Raw genomic sequence first — 19,969 nt, 5'->3', positions numbered from 1 at the left:
GCGGCGCCTTCTAGCCGCCCCCGCGCGCGGGGGCAACACCACTTGCTTCGCGCGGGGCTCCGGCCAGCTCAGGCCGTGGCCACCGCACCGCCCTTGGCCGCCCCGGGATCCACCACCGGCGCGCTGCCGGTCCACTCGATGCGGCCGGGCGTGCCGCAGCTCTCGCAGAGCGGCTCCCAGCCCTTGTGCGCCGTGCCGCAGGAGAGGCACTGCCAGCGCGGCTCGGGCGGTGCGGCAGCGGCGAGGCGCAGCCACTTCGCCTCGGTCGCGCGGCCGGCGGCGCTGTCGCCCAACTCCACCGCGTCCATGTCCACCATCGCCAGATAGGCGCGGCGGTCGGCCTGACCGGAGGAGACCAGCCCCTCCAGCTCTGCCCGCGCCCGCCCGGTCAGCCCGGCGGCGAGCGCCGTGCGGCCAAGCACGAGGCGGCTTTCGGGATGACCACGGTTGTCATGCGTCAGGGCTTCCGCCGACTTCACCCGCGCCAGTGCGTCAACCTCTTCGCCGAGATAGGCGGTGGCGAGGTCGGGATGCGGGGCGGCGGTCCAGGCATTCTGCAGCGTGGTCTTCGCACGGCGCGGGCTGCCCTCGGCCGCCTGCCGCCGGGCCACAGCCAGCGCGGCCGGGGCGAAGCGCGGATCGGCCGAGAGCGCCTCCTTCTCCAAGGTGGCGGCCTTCGCCGGGTCGGGCTCCTGCATGGCGGCCGCCAGGGCGAGCGCCGCGCGCCGATGCCCGGTAAGCTGCCCTGGCGGGGAGAGGGCCAGCGCCTCGCGCCAGTCGCGCGTGCGAAGGGCGAGCGCCGCACGCTCGGTCTTCACCCATTCGGCGCCGGGCTGGGCGGCCTCGGCCTCGCGCGCAAGGCGCTGCGCGGTCGGCCAGTCCTCCCGCTGCATGGCGTCCCGCAGCAGGCCGCGCAGGCCGAGGAACTTGCCGTCCTCCCGCGCCACCAAGGCACGGAAGGCCTCGTTGGCGGCGTCGTTGCGCCCGGCCATGCGCTCGGCCTCGGCCGTCAGCAGCAGGGTGTGGGGCGTGTCGCCCAACAGGCCGCGGGCGCGCCGGATTTCGGTGCGGGCCTGATCCGGGGTGCCGGCGGCCAGCGCCACCAGGGCGCGGGTGACGGCGGCATCGCCGTCGCGGCGGTGCCGCTCGGCTCGGCGGGCACGCATCCGCGCCGGCCAGCCCCGCAGCGACTTCCAGGCGGAGAGGATGCCGTGCAGCACCACGAAGCCGACCACCAGCGCGAGCAGCCCCAGCCAGACGGGGATGCCGATGAAGGTCTGCCCGACGCTGATCTCCACGTTCCCGCCCATCTGGCGGAGGAAAAGCGCCGCCCAGACCCCGAGGGCGAGGAGGATCAGCAGCCAGATCGCGCGGAGCATCAGTTGGACCCCGTGCCGATGTCGCGGAGGGCCACCCGGGCCTCCACCAACTCACGCGCCTGGCCGATCCAACCCGCCATGGCATCGCGCGACGGAGCGGGCAGCTTCTCCAGCCGCTCCACCGCGCCGGACAGGTCGCCGGCGTCGAGCGAGCGGCGGGCGCGCTCCAGCTCGCCCGAGACAGCGTCGCCGACCACCACCTGCTCGCCGCGACGAACGGTAACGAGGCCCTGGAGGCGGGAAAGGGCGGTATCGGTCACCGACTGCCCCTGCGGCTCGGCTGCGACGCGGGCCGCACGGGCCGCGTCCTCGAAGGAGAGGCGCAGCGCAGCCTCCGTCGGCGGCGCCGCGTCACGGTAGCGGGTGAGCGCGACCGGCGGCGTGCCCGGCAGGCCTGAAAGGGCCTGCCCGAGCGGACGGCCAGCTTCCAGCGCGGCCTGGATGGTGCCACGGGCGGCGAGCGCGGTCAGCCGGCGCTCAGCGGCCTCGGCCTGGGCAAGGCGCTGCTCGAAACCCTGCACCCGCTGCGCGAGGGCGGCCTCCTGCTGGCCCATGCGCTCGTTCACGCCGGCCTCGGCGCGGGCGAGCCGCTCGTCGAGGCTTTTGCCGGCGGCGTCCAGGCGCTGGGCCATGGACTGTCCGGCCGCCTCCACTCGCTGGTTCAGCGCGGCGTCGAGGGCGGCCAGGCGCGGGGCGAAGGCCTGCTCGGCCGCGGTCACGCGGGCGGCGAGGGACTGCTCGGCGCCGGTCAGGCGGTTGGCGAGGGTCGCCTCGGCCTGGGCGATTCGCGCCTCCGTGCGGCGGGCGTCCTCCTGGGCACGGGTGTCGAGGGCGGCGAGGCGGGCATCGGCCTGGCGCCGCTCCTCCTGCGTGCGGGCATCGAGGGCGGCGAGACGCTCCTCCAGCCGCTTCAGCCCCTCGGCGGAGGCGTTCCGGGCGGTCTCGACCGCGGCGGTCAGGGCGGTGACGCCCGCGCGGGCATCGGCGTCCACGATGGGCTTGGCGCCCAGCTCGCGTACGGTCGTCTCGGCGGCGTCCAGCCGGCGCTCGGTGGCGGCGGCGCGCTCGGCGAAGCCAGCGGCGGAGGGACGGGCCTCAAGGGCGGCGAGGCGCGTGTCCACCGCGTTCATCCGCGCCGCATCGGCCTGCTGCAGCGCGACAGGGTTGTTCACCGTGGCGCGCGGGCTGGAGAGAAGATAGGCGATGGCGCCGACCAGCACGATCAGCGCGGCCGCGATCGGAAGGATCGCCGGCTCGAATCGCTTCGCGGGCGCGGCAGGCGGGCGGGGCGGCATGGCCGGCGCGGACGAGGGGCCCGTGCCGCCGGAGGGCGCCGCAGCACTGGGTGGTACGGGCGCCGTGGCCGCCAGAATCGGCGCAGCTGCGGAGGAGGCGGCGGCCGAGGAGGACGAGGACGAGGCCAGCTCCGCCGCGGAGGGAACGCCGGCACTGGAGGCCGTCGCGTCCCGCCCGGTGGCGTTGGTCGTGCCGGGCTTGTTCCCCCTGCCTGACGTATCCGCCGCGGGCCGGCCCTTGGCGCCGGGTCCCCCGGGGGGCGTGCTGGGCTTGTCGCTCATGAGGTCGGGGTCATCCTTCTGGTCGGGCGTGAGGGGCCAGCGGGGGAGCGGGGCCGAGAAGGCCCAGCAACGTGTCCTGATCCGGTCGCGCCGCCACGTCCAGCCCCCCCCAGGGCAAGTCGTCCAGGGCGCGGGCCACCCGGCCGCTCAACGCGATGGCGCGGATGGCAGTTGCCGCGCCGCTCAAGCCGGCCGATCGCAGGAGGGAAACGGCCGCGCGCGCGCTGCGCGGCGAGAGGAATAGCGCCGCGCGGACCGAGCCTGCAACGAGTGCGGCGCGGGCGGGCGCGGGCAGTTCAGCGGCCTCGGCGGCGGCATAGGCCTCGCGGCGGATAAGGGCGAAGCCGCGAGCGGTAAGGGACGCGGCGAGGTCGTCGCCGTAGCCGCGGCCGGCGGCGAGCAGGAGGGGACCATCGCCCGGAGCCAGCCGGGCGGTAGCGAGGGCCACGAGCGATTCGGCATCACCGCCGGCGGCGAACACGGTGGCGAAGCCGGTGGCGCGCGCGGCTTCGGCCGTCCCCTCCCCCACCGCGAGCAGCGGCAAACCGGGCGGGCAGGCGGCGGCGAGGGAAGGGATGGCGGCGGCGCTGGCTACCAGGGCAGCCTGCGCGGCAGGCGCGGGCGGCATCGGCAGGGGCGTGAGGACAAGGGCCGGCGCCAGAACAGGGCGCCACCCGAGCGCGGCAACGCGCGCCGCGGTGGCGGCGGCCCCCGGTTCGGGCCGCGTGATCAGGCAGGCGGGCGCGCCCGCTTCATCCTCGTTCTCAACCAAAGATGTCCGCCGGGCTGTCGGCACGGAGGCTGCTGCCCAGCTCCACACCGATCCGCTCCGCGTCGGCGGCCGGGCCGTGCAGGCTGCGCTTGAGGAGGAAGGAACCGTCCGCCCGCGCGACGAGGCCGGTCAGGTGCAGGCGGCCATCGGGCAACAGGCGGGCATGGCCACCGATGGGCGTGCGGCAGGAGCCGTCGAGCGAGGCGAGCAGGGCGCGCTCGGCGCGGGAGACGGCGCGGGCCTCCCGGTCCTCGATGCCCGAGAGAAGCTCGTGCAGCTCGGTGTCCTCGGCCCGCACGGTGACGCCGACGATGCCCTGGCCCGCCGCCGGCACCATCGCCTCGGGGTCGATGATCATCATTCCCTCCGGCGCCAATTCCATCCGCCGAAGGCCGGCAAGGGCAAGGAGGGTGGCGTCCGCCTCCCCTTCCTCCAGCTTGCGAAGGCGGCTCTGGATATTGCCGCGGATCATCCCGACCCGCAGGTCCGGCCGGACGTGCAGCACCTGGGCCTGCCGGCGGAGGCTGGCCGTGCCGAGCCGCGTGCCGGCCGGGATGCTGCCGATCGGGTCCGAAGGGTCGAGCGGCGGCAGGTGCGGGCCGGGGATGAGGACGTCGCGGCTGTCCTCCCGCTTGAGGGTGCAGGCGAGCACCACCCCGGGCGGCATCTCCGTCTCCAGGTCCTTCAGGCTATGCACCGCGAAATCGATGCGGCCGTCGAGCAGCGCCTCGTGGATCTCCTTCGCGAAGAGCCCCTTGCCGCCGAGATCCGCCAGGCGCCGGTCCTGAATCCGGTCCCCCGAGGTCTGGATCACGTGCTCCTCGAAAGCATTGGCGGCGCGGAGCACCGGGCAGAAATGCGTGACCATCCCGACGAAGCAGCGGGTCTGCCAAAGGGCGAGCGGCGAACCGCGCGTGCCCACGCGAAGGGGCAGGGAGCGCATATGGGGCCGCACCCGCGTTGCTTCCGCGGATGCGCCGCCCCCGTGGCTGGAACGGGGGCCGGGATGGGCGAGCGACATGGCGGCCTTATAGAGACGTTCACCGCTCCCCGGAAACGACCGGAGCGGGAATCTGCCGCGCATTTCCTCCCCGCGCCGGAATTGCTCTAGAAGCCGCCGCGAGCAGGCGGGGGCATGGCGGATGGACCTGAAGGGTCCGGTCCTGGGCATCGAGAGCAGTTGCGACGAGACAGCGGCGGCCGTGCTGGCGCCGGACGGGACGATCATGGCCGAAGCGGTCTTCAGCCAGACCGAGGACCACGCCCGCTTCGGCGGCGTGGTGCCGGAACTGGCCGCGCGCGCCCACCTGTCCCACCTGCCGGGCTTGGTGGCCGGGGTGATGGAGCGCGCGGGCGTCGCGCCGGGCGACCTCGGCGGAGTGGCGGCCACCTCGGGCCCTGGGCTGATCGGCGGGCTGATCGTGGGCGCGAGCTTCGGCAAGGGCATGGCCCTCTCCCAAGGCCTGCCCTTCGTCGCGGTGAACCACCTGGAGGCGCACGCGCTCACCCCCCGGCTTCCCGGCCTGCTGCCGGGCGGGGCGGCCTTTCCCTATCTTCTCCTTCTGCTCTCGGGCGGGCATTGCCAGTGCGTGGCAGTGGAGGGGCTGGGACGCTACCGCCGCCTGGGCACCACCCTGGACGACGCGGTGGGCGAGGCCTTCGACAAGGCGGCGAAGCTGCTGGGCCTGCCCTGGCCGGGCGGGCCACATCTCGAACGGCTGGCGGCCGGGGGCGACGCCGCCCGCGTGCCGCTGCCACGCCCCCTTCTCGGGCGGGCGGGCTGCGACTTCTCCTTCTCCGGCCTCAAGACCGCCGTTGCGCAGGCGGTGGCCAAGGGCGTGGCCGCGCCGGCCGATATCGCGGCCTCCTTCCAGGCCTCGGTCGCGGCGGTGGTCGCGGATCGGGCGCGCCACGCCCTCGCCATGGCGCCGGGCGCGACCGCGCTGGTGGTCTCGGGCGGCGTCGCGGCCAACACCGGGGTGCGAACGGCGCTGACCGCCGTCGCGGCGGCCGCGGGGCTGCCGATGGTCGCGCCCCCCATCCGCCTCTGCACCGACAACGCGGTGATGGTCGCCTGGGCGGGGATCGAGCGCCTGCACGCCGGCCTCACCGATCCCTGGGATCACGCCCCCCGCCCCCGCTGGCCACTGGACGAGTTGACCCCGCCCGCATGAACTACCGGCACGCCTTCCACGCCGCGAATTTCGCTGATTGCATGAAGCACGCCCTGGCGCACGCCCTCGTCGCGGCGCTGGGCCGGAAGGCGACGCCTTTCCGCGTGCTCGATACCCATGCGGGCATCGGCCTCTACGACCTGCAATCCGAGGAGGCCCGGCGCACCGGAGAATGGCGCGACGGCATCGGGCTGCTGGAGGCCATTCAAGACGGGCCGCTGCTGCCCTGGCTCACCCTGGTGCGGAGCTTTCCGCCGGGCACCTATCCGGGCAGCCCGGCGCTGATCCGCGCCATGCTGCGGCCGGGGGACCACCTCTCCCTCTGCGAGCTGCACCCGGAGGACGCCGCGACGCTGCGCGCGGCCTTCAAGGGCGATCCCCAGGTGTCCGTGCACCGGCGGGACGCGTACGAAGCCATCACCGCCCTCACTCCCTTCCCGGAGCGGCGCGGGCTGGTGCTCTTCGACCCGCCCTTCGAGGTGGAGGACGAGTTCGCCCGGCTCTCGGCCGCGATAGCTCGCTTGGCGCAGCGCTTCCGCCCAGCGGTGCAGGCGGCCTGGTACCCCATCAAGCACCGAACGCCGGTGCGGGCCTTCACCGATGCCATCGCCGCCGCCGGCCTGCGGGACGTGATCGGCTGCGAGCTGTGGCTGCGCGAGCCGACCGACCCGCGGCGGCTGAACGGCTGCGGCTTTCTCGTCGTGAACCCACCCTACGGCTTCGCGGAGACGGCCCGCTCCCTCCTGGCCGCCCTCCAAGCGCGCTTCGACGATCACGGGAGTGGCGGCGGCTGGGCCGTGACGGAGATCGTGCCGGAATGAGCGGGGGCAATAAGGTCGCGGTGATCGGCGCCGGTGCCTGGGGAACCGCACTGGCCATCCAGGCCACGCGCGCGGCCGAGGCGGCAGGGCAGGAGGTGGTTCTCTGGGCAAGGGAGCCGGCGCAGGCCCTCTCGATCGACGCGCTTCGGAAGAACGCGCGGCACCTCCCGGGCACCCCCCTGCCCCCTGGCCTGGCGGTAACGGGAGATGCGCGGGCGGCGCTGGCCGGTGCCTCCCTCGCGATCCTGGCAGTGCCGACCCAGCACCTCGGCGCCGTGCTGAAGGGGTTGGGCGCGCTGCCGCCCTGCGTCGTGGTCGCGAAGGGGGTAGAGACCGGGACGCTGCGCTTCCCGCTGGAGATCCTCGCGGAGGCCCGGCCGCAGCTGGCGGCGGCGGTGCTCTCCGGCCCGAACTTCGCGCATGAAGTGGCGGCGGGCCTTCCCGCCGCGGCCGTGGTAGCGGGGGCGGACGGGGCGTTGCGGGGAGAGGTGATGGCACGCCTCGCTTCCCCGGGCTTCCGCCTCTACGCCGGCACGGACCCGCTGGGGGTGCAGGTGGCAGGGGCCGCGAAGAACGTGGCGGCGATTGCGGCCGGGGCGGTGATGGGCGCGGGGCTGGGCGAGAACGCTCGCGCCGCCCTCGTCACGCGCTGCCTGGCCGAGATCGCGCGGCTGGTCGTGGCCCTCGGCGGGCGGGCGGAGACAGTGGCGGGGCTCTCGGGCCTCGGCGACCTCATGCTCACTTGCGCGGGCGCGGGCAGCCGGAACTTCTCGCTCGGCCTCGCCCTCGGGCGCGGGGAATCGGCGGCGGCCGTGCTGGCCGGGCGGCAGTCGGTAACGGAAGGTGTGGCGACGGCGCCGGCCCTTCTCGCCCGTGCGGCGCAGGCGGGGGTGGAGTTGCCGGTCTGCGCCGCCGTGGCCGCCGTGCTGGACGGCACGTTGGAAATGGACGCGGCCGTGGAGCGCCTGATGGGCCGCCCGCCGCGCGCCGAGTAGCCGGTTCCCTATTCCGGCGGGCGGCGAGGCGGGTCGCCGGCGCCTTCCTCCGTCCAGGCCGGCAGCTCGATCCAGAAACGGCTGCCACCTCCCGGCCGTGAAGCGACACCGCAGTGGCCGCCGAGGCGCTCGGCCACGCGCCGCACGATCGCAAGCCCAACCCCGGTGCCGGGATAGGCCTCCCGGCCGTGCAGGCGCTCGAAGGGGCGGAAGACCCGCTCCTCCTGTCCGGGCGCGACGCCGATCCCACGGTCCTCCACCAGAAGACGGATCGTCCCGGGCGAGCCGGGCTCCGTATGGATGAGCACCTCCGGCCGCTGGCCCGGCGCGGTGAATTTCAGCGCATTGCCGAAGAGGTTGCCGAAGGCCTGGGTGAGCGCCGAAAGGTGGCCACGCACCGCGCCCATCGGGCGGCGCAGCTCGATCCGTGCATTGGCCGCGGCGGCTTCCTCCCGCCGGCTGTCGAGCACGGCATCGACCACGTCCTCCAGCGCAACCCGTCTCAGCGGCAGATCCTGCCGCGCGAGGCGGCTGTAGCCGAGAATGTCGTCGATCAGCCCATCCATCCGCGCCGCCGCCCCGGCGATCCGCGCGAGGAAGCCGCGCTCCTCCGCGGCCAGGCGCTCGCCGGCATCCTCCTCCAGTGCGGCCGCGTAGCCGCCGATGACGCGGGCGGGGGCGCGCAGGTCGTGCGAGATGGCCGCGGCGAAGGCCTGCAGTTCGTCGTTGGACTCCTCCAGCGCCGCCGTCCGCGCCGTCACCTGCCGCTCCAGGCTGAGGTTCTGCTCGGCCAGCCGGCGCACATCCCGGCGGCGCAGGACCATGAAGCCCCCAAGGGCGGCGGAGATGAGCGCCAGGGCGCCGCAGCCGAGCGCCACCCATGTGGTGAAGCGGGTGCGCTCCTCCTGCATGCGGCTACGTTCCACCAGCAGGTCGCGCGCCACCCCCTCGAACTCGCTGAAGCGGGTGCGGATCTCGTCCATGATCCGGATGCCCCGGTCGGTCCGCACCACCTGCAGAGCGTCGTCGAGCGAGTGCTGGCGAAGGCGGACGGTCTCCGCCAGCTCCGCCAGCTTTTCTTCGATGAGCGGGCGGACCGCCAACAGCCGCCGCCGCTGTTCGGGGAGGCGTACCCGGACGATCAGGTGCTCCCAATCATTCCAGATCCGCCGGACCGCCGTGTCATAGGGCTGGAGGTATCGCGCCTCCCCCGTCAGCAGGTAGCCGCGTTGCCCGGTCTCGGCGTCAACGATTCCGACGACGACGGACCTGGCGCCGTCCAGCACGGCGACCGTGACCTCCACCAGCGCCCGCGCCTCCGCGATGCGCCTCAGGTTGATGTTCAGCAGGATGACCCCTGCCATGAGCATGGCCAGGGAGGTGGCCACGGCGACGGCCGCAAGGGCCGAGAGGTCGCCTGTCCATCGCGGTCGCCAAGCGGGCGGGCCAAGGCCCCCTCGCCCCGTCGAACGGCCATAGGGCTCTGCCTCGCTCAGCATCGCCGTCATGCCCGGGACCGTCTCCTCTCGTCCGTCTCAAGCAAGGGTACATTCCAAGGCAAGCAGCCCATGGTGGGTTTCATCCTGCGGTACGATCGCGCCGCAGAGCCGGGATCAACCCTGGCCGGGGCCGCGTCGTTCTCGGGCGATGCGAATCCTGATTGCCGATGATGACCCTGATTTCCGAGGCCTGGCCGCGCGGGCGATGCGGCGCGAGTTCCCGGGGGCCGAGATCCTGGAAGCCGGCGATCCGGCCACCCTCGACCAGGCGATGCGAACGCCGCCCGGCCTGCTCGTCTCCGACCTCGAACTGAACTGGACGACCGGCTTCGATATCCTGGAGAGGGTTCGGACCGTAGCGCCAGGCTGCCCCGCCGTGATGTTCACCGGTACCGGCAGCGAGGAGGTCGCGGTCCGCGCCATCAAGGCAGGGTTCGATGACTACGTCGTGAAGTCGGCACGGCAGCTGCAGCGGCTGGCCGCCGCCGCGCGGGCGGCCGTGACGAGGGCGGAGACACGGCGCGGCCTGGAGGAGAACCGGGACCTCCTGACCCAGGAACTCTACCACCGCCTGCACAACAACCTGCAGCTCATGGTCGGGCTGATCAGCTTCACGGCCCGCGCGATCGCGGACGCGGACGCGCGGACGAAGCTCGAGGATCTCGGCCGGCGCGTGCAGTCGCTTTCCCTCCTGCAGGAACGGCTCTACCGTGGGGGCGACTTCCGCCGCGTGGACTTCGCGGATTTCCTGGGGCAGCTCGTGGACGACCTGCTCGGGCTCGACAGCCGTGGCGTCACGGCATCGGTCGAGGTGGAGGCCACCCCCCTGCCAGTGGACCTGGCGGTGCCCCTCGCCCTGGTCGCGAATGAGTTGATCACCAACTCGCTCCAGCACGCCCGCTTCGCCGAGGGCGAGGGACGGCTGGGTGTCCGCTTCCATCGGATTGACGCGGACCGCTTCCGCCTTGAGATATCGGACAACGGCAACGGCAAGCAGCCGGCGGAGCCCAAGGGCGGATCGGGGGGATCGGGGGGATTGGGTATGCGGCTGGTCCATCGCCTCGTGCAGCAGGTCGGCGGCGAGATGGAGACTGGCGGGGCATCACTCCCCGGCACGACATGGCGAATCACGGTTCCAACACGGGGCATCGGCCCCTGAAGGTGCTCGTCGTCGAGGACGAGCTTCTCATCGCGGATTACCTCGGGCAGGTGATCGAGGATGCTGGCCACGAGGTGGCGGGCATCGCGCCAACCGTGGCGGCGGCCCTTCGAATCCTAGACGGCGAGACGGTCGATCTCGTCAGCCTCGACGTGAAGCTGCCGGGCGGGGCGGACGGCGTGGACCTCGCGGGGATGCTGCGGGCGCGCGGCGGGCCGCCCTTCCTCTTCGTCACCGGTTCCGGCGACCCGGCCTTCCGCGCACGCTGCGAGGCGACCGGGCCGCTCGCGATCCTGCAGAAACCCGTGAGCCCTTCGGCGCTGACCGCCGTGCTGGCAAGCGCGGCCCGTGGTGCCGAGCGCCAGGAAGAGAGCGGCCCGAGCGGGAGCCCGCCGCGCGACGCATGCGGGTAGGCCTCAGCCCTTCCACCATCCGGTAATCGCGCCGCCGAGCCAGCGTGCGGCATAGGGGCGGAAGGGGGCCAGAGCCTCTTCCAGCCCAGAATCGGGCGTGGCGATGGAGGCGATCTCCAGCCCATTCGCCGTGGCGAGCGGCGCGCGCTCGCCCAGCCAGGGGTCGGACTGGGGAACCCCTGCGATCGCCTCCATCCGGGCCGGGTCGCGCCCCGCGGCGAGGCAGAGGTCGCGCAGGCGGGCATAGGCGGCGCGCTCCCCCTCGGTCAGCGCGATGCCGTTCGCGGCGGCCAGTCGCTCCAGCGCCGCGACCGCGTCGAGTGCGAAGAGGTGGTAGTGCAGGGCCATGGCGCCGCGCTTGGCCTCCTGCGGGAGGACGCCGCGCTCATCGACCTGGGCGAGCTGGGCGCGCAGGCGGGCCACGCCCCAGTCGAGCTGCGCCCGGTTGCCACCGGCGATCCCGGCTGCGGCAACGGCGAGGCCGGCCCAAGCGGCGTGGTTGTTACGGACGTCGCTGATGATGGCGGTGGAGGTGCGCTCGTAATGGGGCCGCACCGCCTCAGCCACCTCGCCGAGCCAGCGGGCGGTACGGCCGAGCGCCACGGGGTCGAGTCCCGGCGCCTCGCGGATGGCCAGGAAGGAAAGCGCGGCGCCGGCGAGCGCCCATTTCCGGTGGTAGCCGCCCTGGAGGTTGAAGGCGCCAAGCAGCGCGCCGCCCTTCGCCCATTGGTCCAGCGCCGCAAGGGCGCAGGCCGCCGCCCCGGCCTCGCCCGCGCGGTGCCGAGCGACGGCGCGCTGGACGAGGGAGAGCCAATCGACCAGCGGACGCCCGGCCTCCGCATCCGCGCGCATCCGCAGGGGATCGGGCCGGGAGAAGGCAGGGTCTGCGTAGAAGCCGGTGCTCTCGAGGTTCCGCACGGGGGCGCCGGGTGGCTCGCAGGAGGCGATGGGGCCGGAAGGTTCGGGTGCGGGGAGGAAGGGGCCGGCGAGCACGGGTGCCCCGCGACGCGCGACCGGCACCGCCGAGGGCGCGGCCGCTGCCGCGGGGAGGAGGGGCACAGCGCCATGCGGCACGACGGCCGCTTCGGTCGCGGGGAGGACGACGGGCGCGGCAGGAACAGCGGCGGGTGTCGGTTGGGCGGGAGGGCGCGACGCCGCGAGACCCGGGCGGGATGCGGCGGCGCCCGGGGACCTTGTTCGCGAAGCCGCAGTGCCCCGAGCTGCGCCGCCGCGCGGCGCGGCAGGCCGGGATGCGGAGGCGCTGCGGGGCGGCACGGCACCGCGCGATGCCGTGGCCGCCGGGCGATTAGGCGCGGCGGTTCCCTTAACCGTCGCCTGCTTGCCCGGCGCGACGCCCAGCTGCGACCGGGCGGAGGAGCCGGTGCCCGGGGGCCGCGGCGCCTGGGCAAGTGCCGGCCCGGCGAGCAGGCAAGCGAGGATCAGCGCGGCGCGGCGGAACGTCATATCCCTATTCTGCACCGAGGGGCGGCCCGCGTCAGGCCGCCCTCAGCCCTCGGGAAAGAGGGGCAGCGCGCCCTCATCCTCTCGCCGGCGGCGGGCGCGGGCGGCCTCGGCGGCGCGGAGGCGGAGCAGCTCGTCCAGCAGCCGGTCCATGGTCTGCCAGAGCGGCTCGTTTCCCTGGCGTTCCTTCATCACCAGCGCGTGGGCGGCGAGGGTGACGTTCAGGGTGCCGCGCGTGGTCTCGGGGCGCGGCATGCGCATCTGGACAAGGGCCTTCTCCACCTCCTCGATGGGCGCTCCGATGGTCTCGGCAATGAAGGCGGGCTCGTGGCCGGCGCGGCGGAGGCGGCGGGCCTCGTCGCGCTTGCGGGGCTCAAGGTCGATGGCGGGGCGCAGCATCACCGTGCGGCGCGACATCTCCCCGGAGCCGGAACCCGGCGGCTTTCCCTTAAATGCCATGCCCCATCGTAGCGCGGCCGGGCCTGCGGGGAAGACGCCTCCGCGTTCAACCCTCGCGCAGCGCCGCGCCGGCCGCGAGAGGGGTCAGCGGCAGGGCACCGGCGAGGAAGGCCGCGAGCAGCAGCAGGAAAGGCCGCGCCTCTCCGCCCGCCGAGGCCGCCTCGATGGCCCCGGCGGCGAAGATGACGACGGGTACCGCGAGCGGCAGGACGAGCAGCGGGAGCAGAACCCCTCCCCGACGCGCGCCGAGGGTCAGCGCCGCACCCACCGTGCCGAGAAGCGAAAGAACGGCCGAGGCGAGGCCGAGGGCGAGGATCGCCACACCCCAGGCCTCGGTTGGAAGTGCAAGGAGGGCGGCGGCGACTGGCGTCGCGAGGATCAGGGGCACGCCCGTCACCGCCCAGTGCGCCGCGGCCTTGGCGCCGGCCAGCGCAGCCGGGGGAAGGCCGGTGGTGAGCAGCAGGTCGAGCGAGCCGTCCTCCGCCTCCGCCGCAAAGAGGCGGTCAAGCGGCAGCAGGGCAGCGAGCAGCGCCGCAGTAACGAGCGCGCCCGGCGCCAGCCGCGCCAGTGCCTCGGGCGAGGGCCCGACACCGAAAGGAAACAGCGCGCAGACAATGACGAAGAAGAGCACCGCTGCCAGCGCCTCAGCGGGGTGGCGGAGCGCGAGGCGCAGCTCGCGCAGGAACACGGCGATCAAAGCGGCAACTCGCGCGCGCCAGGCAGCGGCAACGGCAGGTGGGTGGCGGCGAGCACGATCCCGCCGCGCGCGCGATGCGCCGCAAGGAGGGTGCCGAGCCGCGCAACCGAGGCGGTGTCGAGCCCGAGCGTCGGCTCGTCCAGCAGCCAGAGGGGCGCATCGCCGAGCAGGAGGCGGGCGAGCGCCAGCCGGCGACGCTGGCCGGCCGAAAGGGTACGGCAGGGCAGCCCCGCCAAGGCGGAGAGGCCCAGCGCCGCCAGCGCGGCCCCCGGGTCGCCGCCGCGGAGGCGGGCCCAGAAGGCGAGGTCCTCCGCCGGCGTCATGGCCGGCTTGATGGCGTCCTGGTGGCCGAGATAGCGGGTGCGGGCGCCGTGAGCAGCGGGATCGAGGGCGATCTCCTCCCCCTCCCAGCTCAGGTTTCCGGCGGCGGGGCGGAGCAGGCCGGCCAGCACGCGCAGGAGGGTCGACTTGCCGGCGCCGTTCGGGCCTAGAAGCAGCAGCGCTTCCCCCGGTTCGGCCCGTAGGGAGAGACCGGCGAAGACCACCCTGCCGCCGCGCCGGGCGGCCAGTTCATCCGCCGCCAGCAAGGTGCCATACCCCCAAGGTATCGGTCCTGCCCCTGGACCGGAAAGCACCGCCATGCTTCAAGCAGCCACGAATTTCAAGCATGCCCAGGGGAGTTGCGACGCATGAGCAAGATCGGCCAGGACACCCTCAAGACGCGGCGCACGCTGTCCGTCGATGGCAAGACTTATCATTACTTCTCCATCCCCGAAGCCGGTAAGGCCCTGGGCACCGACTTCGCCCGCCTGCCGAACAGCCTGAAGGTGCTGCTGGAGAACGTCCTCCGCTTCGAGAATGGCGGCACTTACAAGGTGGACGACGCCAAGGCGATCGCCGGCTGGCTCGAGAAGGGCCAGTCCGACCGCGAGGTTTCCTTCCGCCCCGCGCGCATCCTCATGCAGGACTTCACGGGCGTCCCCGCCGTGGTGGACCTCGCGGCCATGCGCGACGGCATGCTGAAGCTCGGCGGCGACCCGCAGAAGGTGAACCCGCTCGTCCCGGTCGACCTCGTCATCGACCACTCCGTCATGGTGGACGTCTCCGGCACCGCCGACGCGCTGAAGAAGAACGTCGACATCGAGTACGAGCGCAACGGCGAGCGCTACGAGTTCCTCCGCTGGGGCTCGGCCGCCTTCGACAACTTCCGCGTCGTTCCCCCGGGCACCGGCATCTGCCACCAGGTGAACCTCGAATACCTCGCCCAGGTGGTCTGGACCGCGACCGATGCCGGCGACGAGTACGCCTATCCCGACAGCTGCTACGGCACCGACAGCCACACCACGATGGTGAACGGCCTCGGCGTGCTCGGCTGGGGCGTGGGCGGCATCGAGGCCGAGGCCGCGATGCTCGGCCAGGCCATCGCCATGCTCATCCCCGACGTCATCGGCTTCAAGCTGACCGGCAAGCTGCGCGAGGGCGTCACCGCGACCGACCTCGTGCTGACCGTCACGCAGATGCTCCGCAAGAAGGGCGTGGTCGGCAAGTTCGTCGAGTTCTACGGCCAGGGCCTGACGCACCTGCCCGTGGCCGACCGCGCGACGATCGGCAACATGGCGCCCGAGTATGGCGCCACCTGCGGCTTCTTCCCGGTAGACGAGGCGACGCTCGGCTACCTCCGCCTCTCGGGCCGCGAGGAGCACCGCATCGCCCTCGTGAAGGCCTTCGCCCAGGCCCAGGGCATGTGGCGCGACGACAGCACGCCCGACCCGGTCTTCACCGACATGCTGGAGCTCGACCTCTCCACCGTCGTGCCCTCCATGGCCGGCCCGAAGCGCCCGCAGGACAAGGTGGTGCTGACCGACATCGCCCCCTCCTTCGCCAAGGAGCTGCCGAACCTCACGCCCCCAGGCGCCCCGCCGGCCGATGCGCGCGTGGCGGTGGCCGGCGCGAACTACGACCTCGGGCACGGGGACGTGGTGATCGCCGCCATCACCTCCTGCACCAACACCTCCAACCCCTATGTGCTCGTGGCCGCCGGCCTCGTCGCGCAGAAGGCGCGGGCCAAGGGGCTGAAGCCGAAGCCCTGGGTAAAGACCTCGCTCGCCCCCGGCTCCCAGGTCGTCACCGACTACCTGAACGCCTCCGGCTTGCAGCCCGAACTGGACGCGCTCGGCTTCCAGACGGTCGGCTACGGCTGCACCACCTGCATCGGCAACTCCGGCCCGCTGGAGGATGCCATCGTGGACGCGGTGGAGGAGAACAAGCTCGTCGTCGCCTCCGTCCTCTCGGGCAACCGCAACTTCGAGGGCCGCGTGCACCCGAACGTGCGCGCCAACTACCTCGCCTCCCCGCCCCTGGTGGTCGCCTATGCCCTCGCTGGCACCATCACGAAGGACATCACCACGGCGCCGCTCGGCACCGGCAGCGATGGCCAGCCCGTCTACCTCAAGGACATCTGGCCGGAGCAGGCGGAGATTAACGAGGTCGTCCACCGCGTCCTGACCCGCACGATGTTCCAGTCCCGCTACGCCGACGTCTTCAAGGGCGACGAGCACTGGCAGGGCATCCAGGTCGAGATGGGCAGCGACACCTATCGCTGGAACTCGGGCTCCACCTACGTGCAGAACCCGCCCTATTTCGAGGGCATCTCGCCCGAGCCCGCGCCGGTCGCCTCCGTGTCGGGCGCCCGCATCCTGGCCGAGCTGGCGGACAGCATCACGACCGACCACATCTCCCCGGCCGGCTCCATCAAGAAGGCCTCGCCCGCCGGCGAGTACCTGCTGGAACACCAGGTCCGGCAGAACGACTTCAACTCCTACGGCGCGCGCCGCGGGAACCATGAGGTCATGATGCGCGGCACCTTCGCCAATATCCGCATCAAGAACGAGCTCGTCCCGGGCATCGAGGGCGGCATCACCAAGCACTACCCCTCGGGCGACGTCATGCCGATCTACGACGCGGCCATGAAGTACAAGGCCGAGGGCGTGCCGCTGGTGATCTTCGGCGGCAAGGAATACGGCACCGGCTCCTCCCGCGACTGGGCGGCCAAGGGCACGATGCTGCTCGGCGTGAAGGCCGTGATCGCCGAGAGCTTCGAGCGCATCCACCGCTCGAACCTCGTGGGCATGGGCGTGCTGCCGCTGGTCTTCAAGCCGGGCGAGGATCGCAAGAGCCTCGGCATCACCGGCAACGAGACGGTGGACATCCTGGGCCTTGAGAACCTCAAGCCCCGCATGCTGCTCGACATCGTCATCCACCGCGCCGACGGCACCGAGGTCCGCACCCAGGTCCAGTGCCGCGTCGATACGGCTGACGAGGTCGAGTACTACAAGCAGGGTGGCATCCTGCACTACGTGCTCCGCAGCATGGCCGGGGTTAAGGTCGCCGCCTGATCCAGGGGCTACGGCGAAGAAGTTGAGGGGGCGCGGGCCGAAGGGTCCGCGCCCCTTTTCGCAAGCAGGCCGTACCGCCCGCGAAACCCTGCCGCGCCGCGCCGCGTTCGCCCGGCGCAAAAGGGGGAGCTAGGGTCCTGGACGTTCGGCGCCCCATGAGGCGGGCTGTCCTGGTGATGAACGGGCGGGCGGGGACGCTGTCGGCCCGTCCTGAACTGCCACAGCTTATTCCGCAGGCCCTGCGCAGCGCGGGCTTCGACCTCACCATCATCGCCGAGGACGCCGCGCCCGACATGCAGGGGCGGGTGGAGGCGGCCATCGCCACGGATGCGCCGGTCGTTATCGTCGGCGGCGGCGACGGGACCATCCGCAGCGTCGCCGCGCGCCTCGGCGAGAGCGGCAAGGTCCTCGCGGTCCTGCCGCTCGGCACGCTCAACCTGCTCGCCCGGGACCTCGGCATGCCGCTCGACCCCGTGGAGGCGGCACTCGCCCTTGGCCGCGCGACCGAGAGGCGGATCGATGTCGGCGAGGTGAACGGCGAGGTCTTCCTCTGCCAGTCCGTCATCGGCCTGCCGAACACGATCAATCGCTATCGTGAGTTGCACCGGCGGGAGAAGACCTGGCGCTCCCTGCTGAAGGTCTTCATCGCGGCCTTCCGCACGCTGCTGCGCCAACGGCCACACCGGCTGATGGTCAATGCGCCCGGCTGGCACAAGCCCTGGCGAATCTGGACCCGCGCCCTCTCGGTCGTGAATAACGACTACGAGGAGGGGACGGGAAGGATGTTCCACCGCCCCTCCCTCGATGGTGGGGCGCTGCACCTCTATGTCAGCCGCCGTTTCTCCATCGGCTGGTCGGCGAAAATGCTGCTGGCCATGGCGCTCGGCATCTGGAAGCGCTCGCGCGAGATCGAGATCGTCTCCGGCCCTGCCTTCACCATCCGTTCCCGACGTCGGCGCCTTCGGGTGATGAACGACGGCGAGGCCTGCATCCTTGAGACGCCCCTGCAATACGCCATCCACCCGCGCGCGCTGACGGTCCTTGCCCCGCCGGAGGCGGAAAGGTGAGGATCATCGACCACATCTCCGACCTTCATTTCCGGCGGGTCGACCTGCGGGCCGCGGACGCGCTGCTCGAACGGCTGAACTCGGACCCCGCCCACCTCGTCGTGATCTCGGGCGACCTGACCATGCGCGCCCGCCCGCGCGAGTTCCGCGCCGCCCGCGCCTTCCTCGACGCGCTGAAGGTGCCCTGGCTGGCGGTGCCGGGGAACCACGACATTACCGCCTACTACCTCTGGGAACGCCTGCTGGATCCTTTCGGGCGATGGCAGTCGATGATCGCGCCCGACACCGAGCCGATGTTCGAGGATGAGGAGATCCAGGTGATCGGCCTCAACACCGTCTCGCGCGGGGGGCTGCACCTCAACTGGGAGAACGGGAAGATCCCCCGCTCCGGCCTGCTGCGGCTGCTCCGCCGGCTCAGGCGCCTGCCGGAGGGGCCCTTCCGGATCGTCGTGGCCCATCACCCCTTCCTCGCGCCCCCGGAGCGGCCGGACACGCCGGTGGTGAAGCGTGGGGAGCGGGCGCTGCGGGACCTCGCCCAGTCCGGGGTGCGGCTGGTGCTCTCGGGGCACCTGCACGTGGGCTACCACAACCTCCACGCCGTCACCGCGGCGGAGGGCGACACGCTCCTCGTCCTGCAGGCGGGCTCGGCCATCTCCACGCGGCTCAGAGGAGAGCAGAACGCCTATAACCGCGTGGTGGTGGAGAACGGCAGGGCGCGATGGACCGCGCATCACTGGGACGGGGAGCGTTGGTCCTAGGGACCGGCACCTCCCCTCACCCCGCCCGCCAATGCCAGGCCACCGGCAGTGCGAGAGCACAAAGTGCCGCCATGGCCAGAAAGGCGCCGGGGCCAGCAGCGGCGTAGAGTGCACCGGCCGCCAGCATCGCCAGGGCCTGCGCCCCGGTATTGCCGAGCGCCGCGTGCAGGCTCTGGGCCGAGAGCGCCTCCCCAGGCGGCGCATGGGCCGAGAGCCAGCGCATGGCGCCGAGATACTGGGCGCCGAAGGTGAGCGCGTGCAGGAGTTGCAGAGGAACGAGGGCCCAGAGTTCGGTCGTGGCCGCCAGGGCGGACCAGCGCAGCAGCCCGGCGCCCGCCGCCAGCAGCATGAGGGCGCGCGGCGAGAGGCGCCCGAGCAGCGGCCGCGCCCAGAAGAAGAGCAGCACCTCCGCCAGCACCCCTTCCGACCAAAGAAGGCCGATCGTGTCCGGGGAGTGCCCTGCGCGCGCCCAGTGGATGGAGGAGAAGCCATAATAGGCGGCGTGGCTGCCCTGGACGAGGCCGGTGATGGCGACCAGCCGCCCGAAGCCGGGCCGCCGCAGCAGGTGGAGCGCGAAGAGGCTTCGAAGCCCACCCTTCGCCGCCACGGGCGGGCTCGGCGGCTGCCCGGCACGGGGCAACGCCCAGGCCGTTAAGGCCGCGGCGGCATAGCAGGCGCCCAGGAGCCATGGCATCGCGGCGTAGCCGATCCAGGAGGCCACGGCCCCCGCCCCGGCCGCCCCCAGGATGAAGGCCGCCGATCCCGCCGAGCGAACGCGCCCGAAATCGGCCCCGGCACGACGCGTCGCCGCCAAGGTCAAGGCTTCCCCCAGTGGGCCAAGGGGGGCCATGGCGGCCGCGAAGGCCACCTGCACGGCCAGCATCGCCAGGAACCCCTCCGCCGGCAGGAAGATCAGCGCGGCCAGGCCCGCCGCCGCCGCGCAGGGCGCTAGGACGAGCCGCCCGTCCCCCAGCCGGTCTGCGAGGCGCCCGAAGGCGGGGCCGACGGCAAAGCGCACCAGCGAGCCCGCGAAGAGCACCCCCGCCACCGCCTGCGGCCCGAGCCCCTTGCCGGCAAGAAAGGGCGGCAGGAAGGGCATGGTGACGCCCACGCCGAGGAAGCAGGCAGCGAGCAGCAGGGCGAGGCGGACCAGGGGCTCCGGCGGCGGCTTGCCAGATGGCGCAGGATTGGCGGCGGCAGCTCCCTCACTTTGCGCGGTTGTGGCCGGATCGTCGCCGCGGGGGAGGGTTTCGGCGGCGGGCGAGGGTCCGGGAAGCGGTGCGTTCATGGGCTGGCCCACCCTCCCCCCAACCTCGGCGCTTGCCAAGGCGGCCACGCGGGGC

General features: G+C 73.0%; 18 protein-coding genes. 8 read left to right on the top strand and 10 right to left on the bottom strand.

The features are described 5' to 3' along the window. Positions 1-68 precede the first annotated feature (68 nt). Genes BO39_RS17230 through hemC form a run of 4 tightly spaced genes read right to left on the bottom strand, consistent with a single transcriptional unit; the run spans position 69 to position 4,749 of the window. A complete protein-coding gene (locus tag BO39_RS17230; protein ID WP_052402232.1) occupies positions 69-1,379 on the bottom strand; it encodes a heme biosynthesis HemY N-terminal domain-containing protein in 1,311 nt (436 codons plus the stop codon). After that, positions 1,379-2,956 (bottom strand): mitofilin family membrane protein, encoded by a 1,578-nt coding sequence (locus BO39_RS17225; protein ID WP_043835605.1) that lies wholly within the window; start codon positions 2,954-2,956, stop codon positions 1,379-1,381. The genes BO39_RS17230 and BO39_RS17225 overlap by 1 nt, the downstream gene beginning before the upstream one ends. Positions 2,957-2,966: 10 nt before the next feature. Then, positions 2,967-3,728, bottom strand: coding sequence for a uroporphyrinogen-III synthase (locus BO39_RS17220; RefSeq protein WP_052402231.1), 762 nt, complete (start codon positions 3,726-3,728; stop codon positions 2,967-2,969). Beyond that, complete coding sequence (gene hemC / locus BO39_RS17215; protein WP_084698201.1) at positions 3,721-4,749, bottom strand: hydroxymethylbilane synthase; 1,029 nt, start codon at positions 4,747-4,749, stop codon at positions 3,721-3,723. The genes BO39_RS17220 and hemC overlap by 8 nt, the downstream gene beginning before the upstream one ends. A gap of 121 nt (positions 4,750-4,870) precedes the next feature. Here hemC and tsaD point away from each other — a divergent pair, with 121 nt between their 5' ends. From tsaD to BO39_RS17200, 3 genes are read left to right on the top strand one after another with little or no spacing between them, the layout of a single operon-like run. Further along, entirely contained in the window at positions 4,871-5,902 is a 1,032-nt protein-coding gene (gene tsaD / locus BO39_RS17210) for a tRNA (adenosine(37)-N6)-threonylcarbamoyltransferase complex transferase subunit TsaD (protein WP_043835602.1), read from the top strand. Next, on the top strand, positions 5,899-6,723 hold the full coding sequence (locus BO39_RS17205) for a 23S rRNA (adenine(2030)-N(6))-methyltransferase RlmJ (RefSeq protein ID WP_043835600.1): 825 nt from the start codon (positions 5,899-5,901) through the stop codon (positions 6,721-6,723). Before tsaD ends, BO39_RS17205 begins: the two co-directional genes overlap by 4 nt. Beyond that, positions 6,720-7,718, top strand: coding sequence for an NAD(P)H-dependent glycerol-3-phosphate dehydrogenase (locus tag BO39_RS17200; protein ID WP_043835599.1), 999 nt, complete (start codon positions 6,720-6,722; stop codon positions 7,716-7,718). The genes BO39_RS17205 and BO39_RS17200 overlap by 4 nt, the downstream gene beginning before the upstream one ends. 8 nt (positions 7,719-7,726) lie before the next feature. Here the strand turns inward: BO39_RS17200 and BO39_RS30095 are convergent, their stop codons facing one another. Next, on the bottom strand, positions 7,727-9,226 hold the full coding sequence (locus BO39_RS30095) for a sensor histidine kinase (RefSeq protein ID WP_052402229.1): 1,500 nt from the start codon (positions 9,224-9,226) through the stop codon (positions 7,727-7,729). Between the two features lie 139 nt (positions 9,227-9,365). Between BO39_RS30095 and BO39_RS30090 the strand changes: the two genes are divergently transcribed. Next, entirely contained in the window at positions 9,366-10,376 is a 1,011-nt protein-coding gene (locus BO39_RS30090) for a histidine kinase dimerization/phosphoacceptor domain -containing protein (protein ID WP_052402228.1), read from the top strand. Next, positions 10,337-10,789, top strand: coding sequence for a response regulator (locus BO39_RS17185; RefSeq protein ID WP_052402227.1), 453 nt, complete (start codon positions 10,337-10,339; stop codon positions 10,787-10,789). Before BO39_RS30090 ends, BO39_RS17185 begins: the two co-directional genes overlap by 40 nt. A gap of 3 nt (positions 10,790-10,792) precedes the next feature. Here BO39_RS17185 and BO39_RS17180 read toward each other — a convergent pair whose 3' ends face one another. From BO39_RS17180 to ccmA, 4 genes are all read right to left on the bottom strand, one after another. Then, positions 10,793-11,848: an alginate lyase family protein gene (locus tag BO39_RS17180; protein ID WP_169742776.1), complete on the bottom strand. Its 1,056-nt coding sequence runs from the start codon at positions 11,846-11,848 to the stop codon at positions 10,793-10,795. Between the two features lie 447 nt (positions 11,849-12,295). Further along, positions 12,296-12,667 carry a hypothetical protein gene (locus BO39_RS17175; protein WP_043835590.1) on the bottom strand — a complete coding sequence of 124 codons (372 nt, stop codon included), beginning with the start codon at positions 12,665-12,667 and terminating at the stop codon, positions 12,296-12,298. An 88-nt stretch (positions 12,668-12,755) separates the two neighbouring features. Next, positions 12,756-13,406 carry a heme exporter protein CcmB gene (gene ccmB, locus BO39_RS17170; protein WP_043835588.1) on the bottom strand — a complete coding sequence of 217 codons (651 nt, stop codon included), beginning with the start codon at positions 13,404-13,406 and terminating at the stop codon, positions 12,756-12,758. Next, positions 13,403-13,993, bottom strand: a complete 591-nt coding sequence (ccmA, locus tag BO39_RS17165; RefSeq protein ID WP_245615228.1) for a heme ABC exporter ATP-binding protein CcmA — start codon at positions 13,991-13,993, stop codon at positions 13,403-13,405. Before ccmA ends, ccmB begins: the two co-directional genes overlap by 4 nt. Positions 13,994-14,095: 102 nt before the next feature. Here ccmA and acnA point away from each other — a divergent pair, with 102 nt between their 5' ends. From acnA to BO39_RS17150, 3 genes are all read left to right on the top strand, one after another. Next, complete coding sequence (gene acnA / locus BO39_RS17160; protein WP_043835585.1) at positions 14,096-16,801, top strand: aconitate hydratase AcnA; 2,706 nt, start codon at positions 14,096-14,098, stop codon at positions 16,799-16,801. Positions 16,802-16,956: 155 nt separating this feature from the next. Further along, positions 16,957-17,868 (top strand): diacylglycerol/lipid kinase family protein, encoded by a 912-nt coding sequence (locus BO39_RS17155; RefSeq protein WP_043835582.1) that lies wholly within the window; start codon positions 16,957-16,959, stop codon positions 17,866-17,868. Then, on the top strand, positions 17,865-18,626 hold the full coding sequence (locus BO39_RS17150) for a metallophosphoesterase family protein (protein WP_043835580.1): 762 nt from the start codon (positions 17,865-17,867) through the stop codon (positions 18,624-18,626). The genes BO39_RS17155 and BO39_RS17150 overlap by 4 nt, the downstream gene beginning before the upstream one ends. Positions 18,627-18,642: 16 nt before the next feature. Here the strand turns inward: BO39_RS17150 and BO39_RS17145 are convergent, their stop codons facing one another. After that, positions 18,643-19,914 carry an MFS transporter gene (locus BO39_RS17145; protein ID WP_169742775.1) on the bottom strand — a complete coding sequence of 424 codons (1,272 nt, stop codon included), beginning with the start codon at positions 19,912-19,914 and terminating at the stop codon, positions 18,643-18,645. Positions 19,915-19,969 lie beyond the last annotated feature (55 nt).

The organism is Roseomonas aerilata DSM 19363, assembly GCF_000711725.1.
Classification (GTDB): Bacteria; Pseudomonadota; Alphaproteobacteria; order Acetobacterales; family Acetobacteraceae; genus Roseomonas; species Roseomonas aerilata.
This window is presented reverse-complemented; position numbering and strand designations above follow the sequence as displayed.

Bases quoted from the DNA above. Each gene is read 5' to 3' on its own strand.
- BO39_RS17230 (WP_052402232.1), bottom strand. From the start codon at position 1,379: ATGCTCCGCGCGATCTGGCTGCTGATCCTCCTCGCCCTCGGGGTCTGG.
- BO39_RS17225 (WP_043835605.1), bottom strand. From the start codon at position 2,956: ATGAGCGACAAGCCCAGCACGCCCCCCGGGGGACCCGGCGCCAAGGGC.
- hemC (WP_084698201.1), bottom strand. From the start codon at position 4,749: ATGTCGCTCGCCCATCCCGGCCCCCGTTCCAGCCACGGGGGCGGCGCA.
- tsaD (WP_043835602.1), top strand. From the start codon at position 4,871: ATGGACCTGAAGGGTCCGGTCCTGGGCATCGAGAGCAGTTGCGACGAG.
- BO39_RS17205 (WP_043835600.1), top strand. From the start codon at position 5,899: ATGAACTACCGGCACGCCTTCCACGCCGCGAATTTCGCTGATTGCATG.
- BO39_RS17200 (WP_043835599.1), top strand. From the start codon at position 6,720: ATGAGCGGGGGCAATAAGGTCGCGGTGATCGGCGCCGGTGCCTGGGGA.
- BO39_RS30095 (WP_052402229.1), bottom strand. From the start codon at position 9,226: ATGACGGCGATGCTGAGCGAGGCAGAGCCCTATGGCCGTTCGACGGGG.
- BO39_RS30090 (WP_052402228.1), top strand. From the start codon at position 9,366: ATGCGAATCCTGATTGCCGATGATGACCCTGATTTCCGAGGCCTGGCC.
- BO39_RS17185 (WP_052402227.1), top strand. From the start codon at position 10,337: ATGGCGAATCACGGTTCCAACACGGGGCATCGGCCCCTGAAGGTGCTC.
- BO39_RS17175 (WP_043835590.1), bottom strand. From the start codon at position 12,667: ATGTCGCGCCGCACGGTGATGCTGCGCCCCGCCATCGACCTTGAGCCC.
- acnA (WP_043835585.1), top strand. From the start codon at position 14,096: ATGAGCAAGATCGGCCAGGACACCCTCAAGACGCGGCGCACGCTGTCC.
- BO39_RS17155 (WP_043835582.1), top strand. From the start codon at position 16,957: ATGAGGCGGGCTGTCCTGGTGATGAACGGGCGGGCGGGGACGCTGTCG.
- BO39_RS17145 (WP_169742775.1), bottom strand. From the start codon at position 19,914: ATGAACGCACCGCTTCCCGGACCCTCGCCCGCCGCCGAAACCCTCCCC.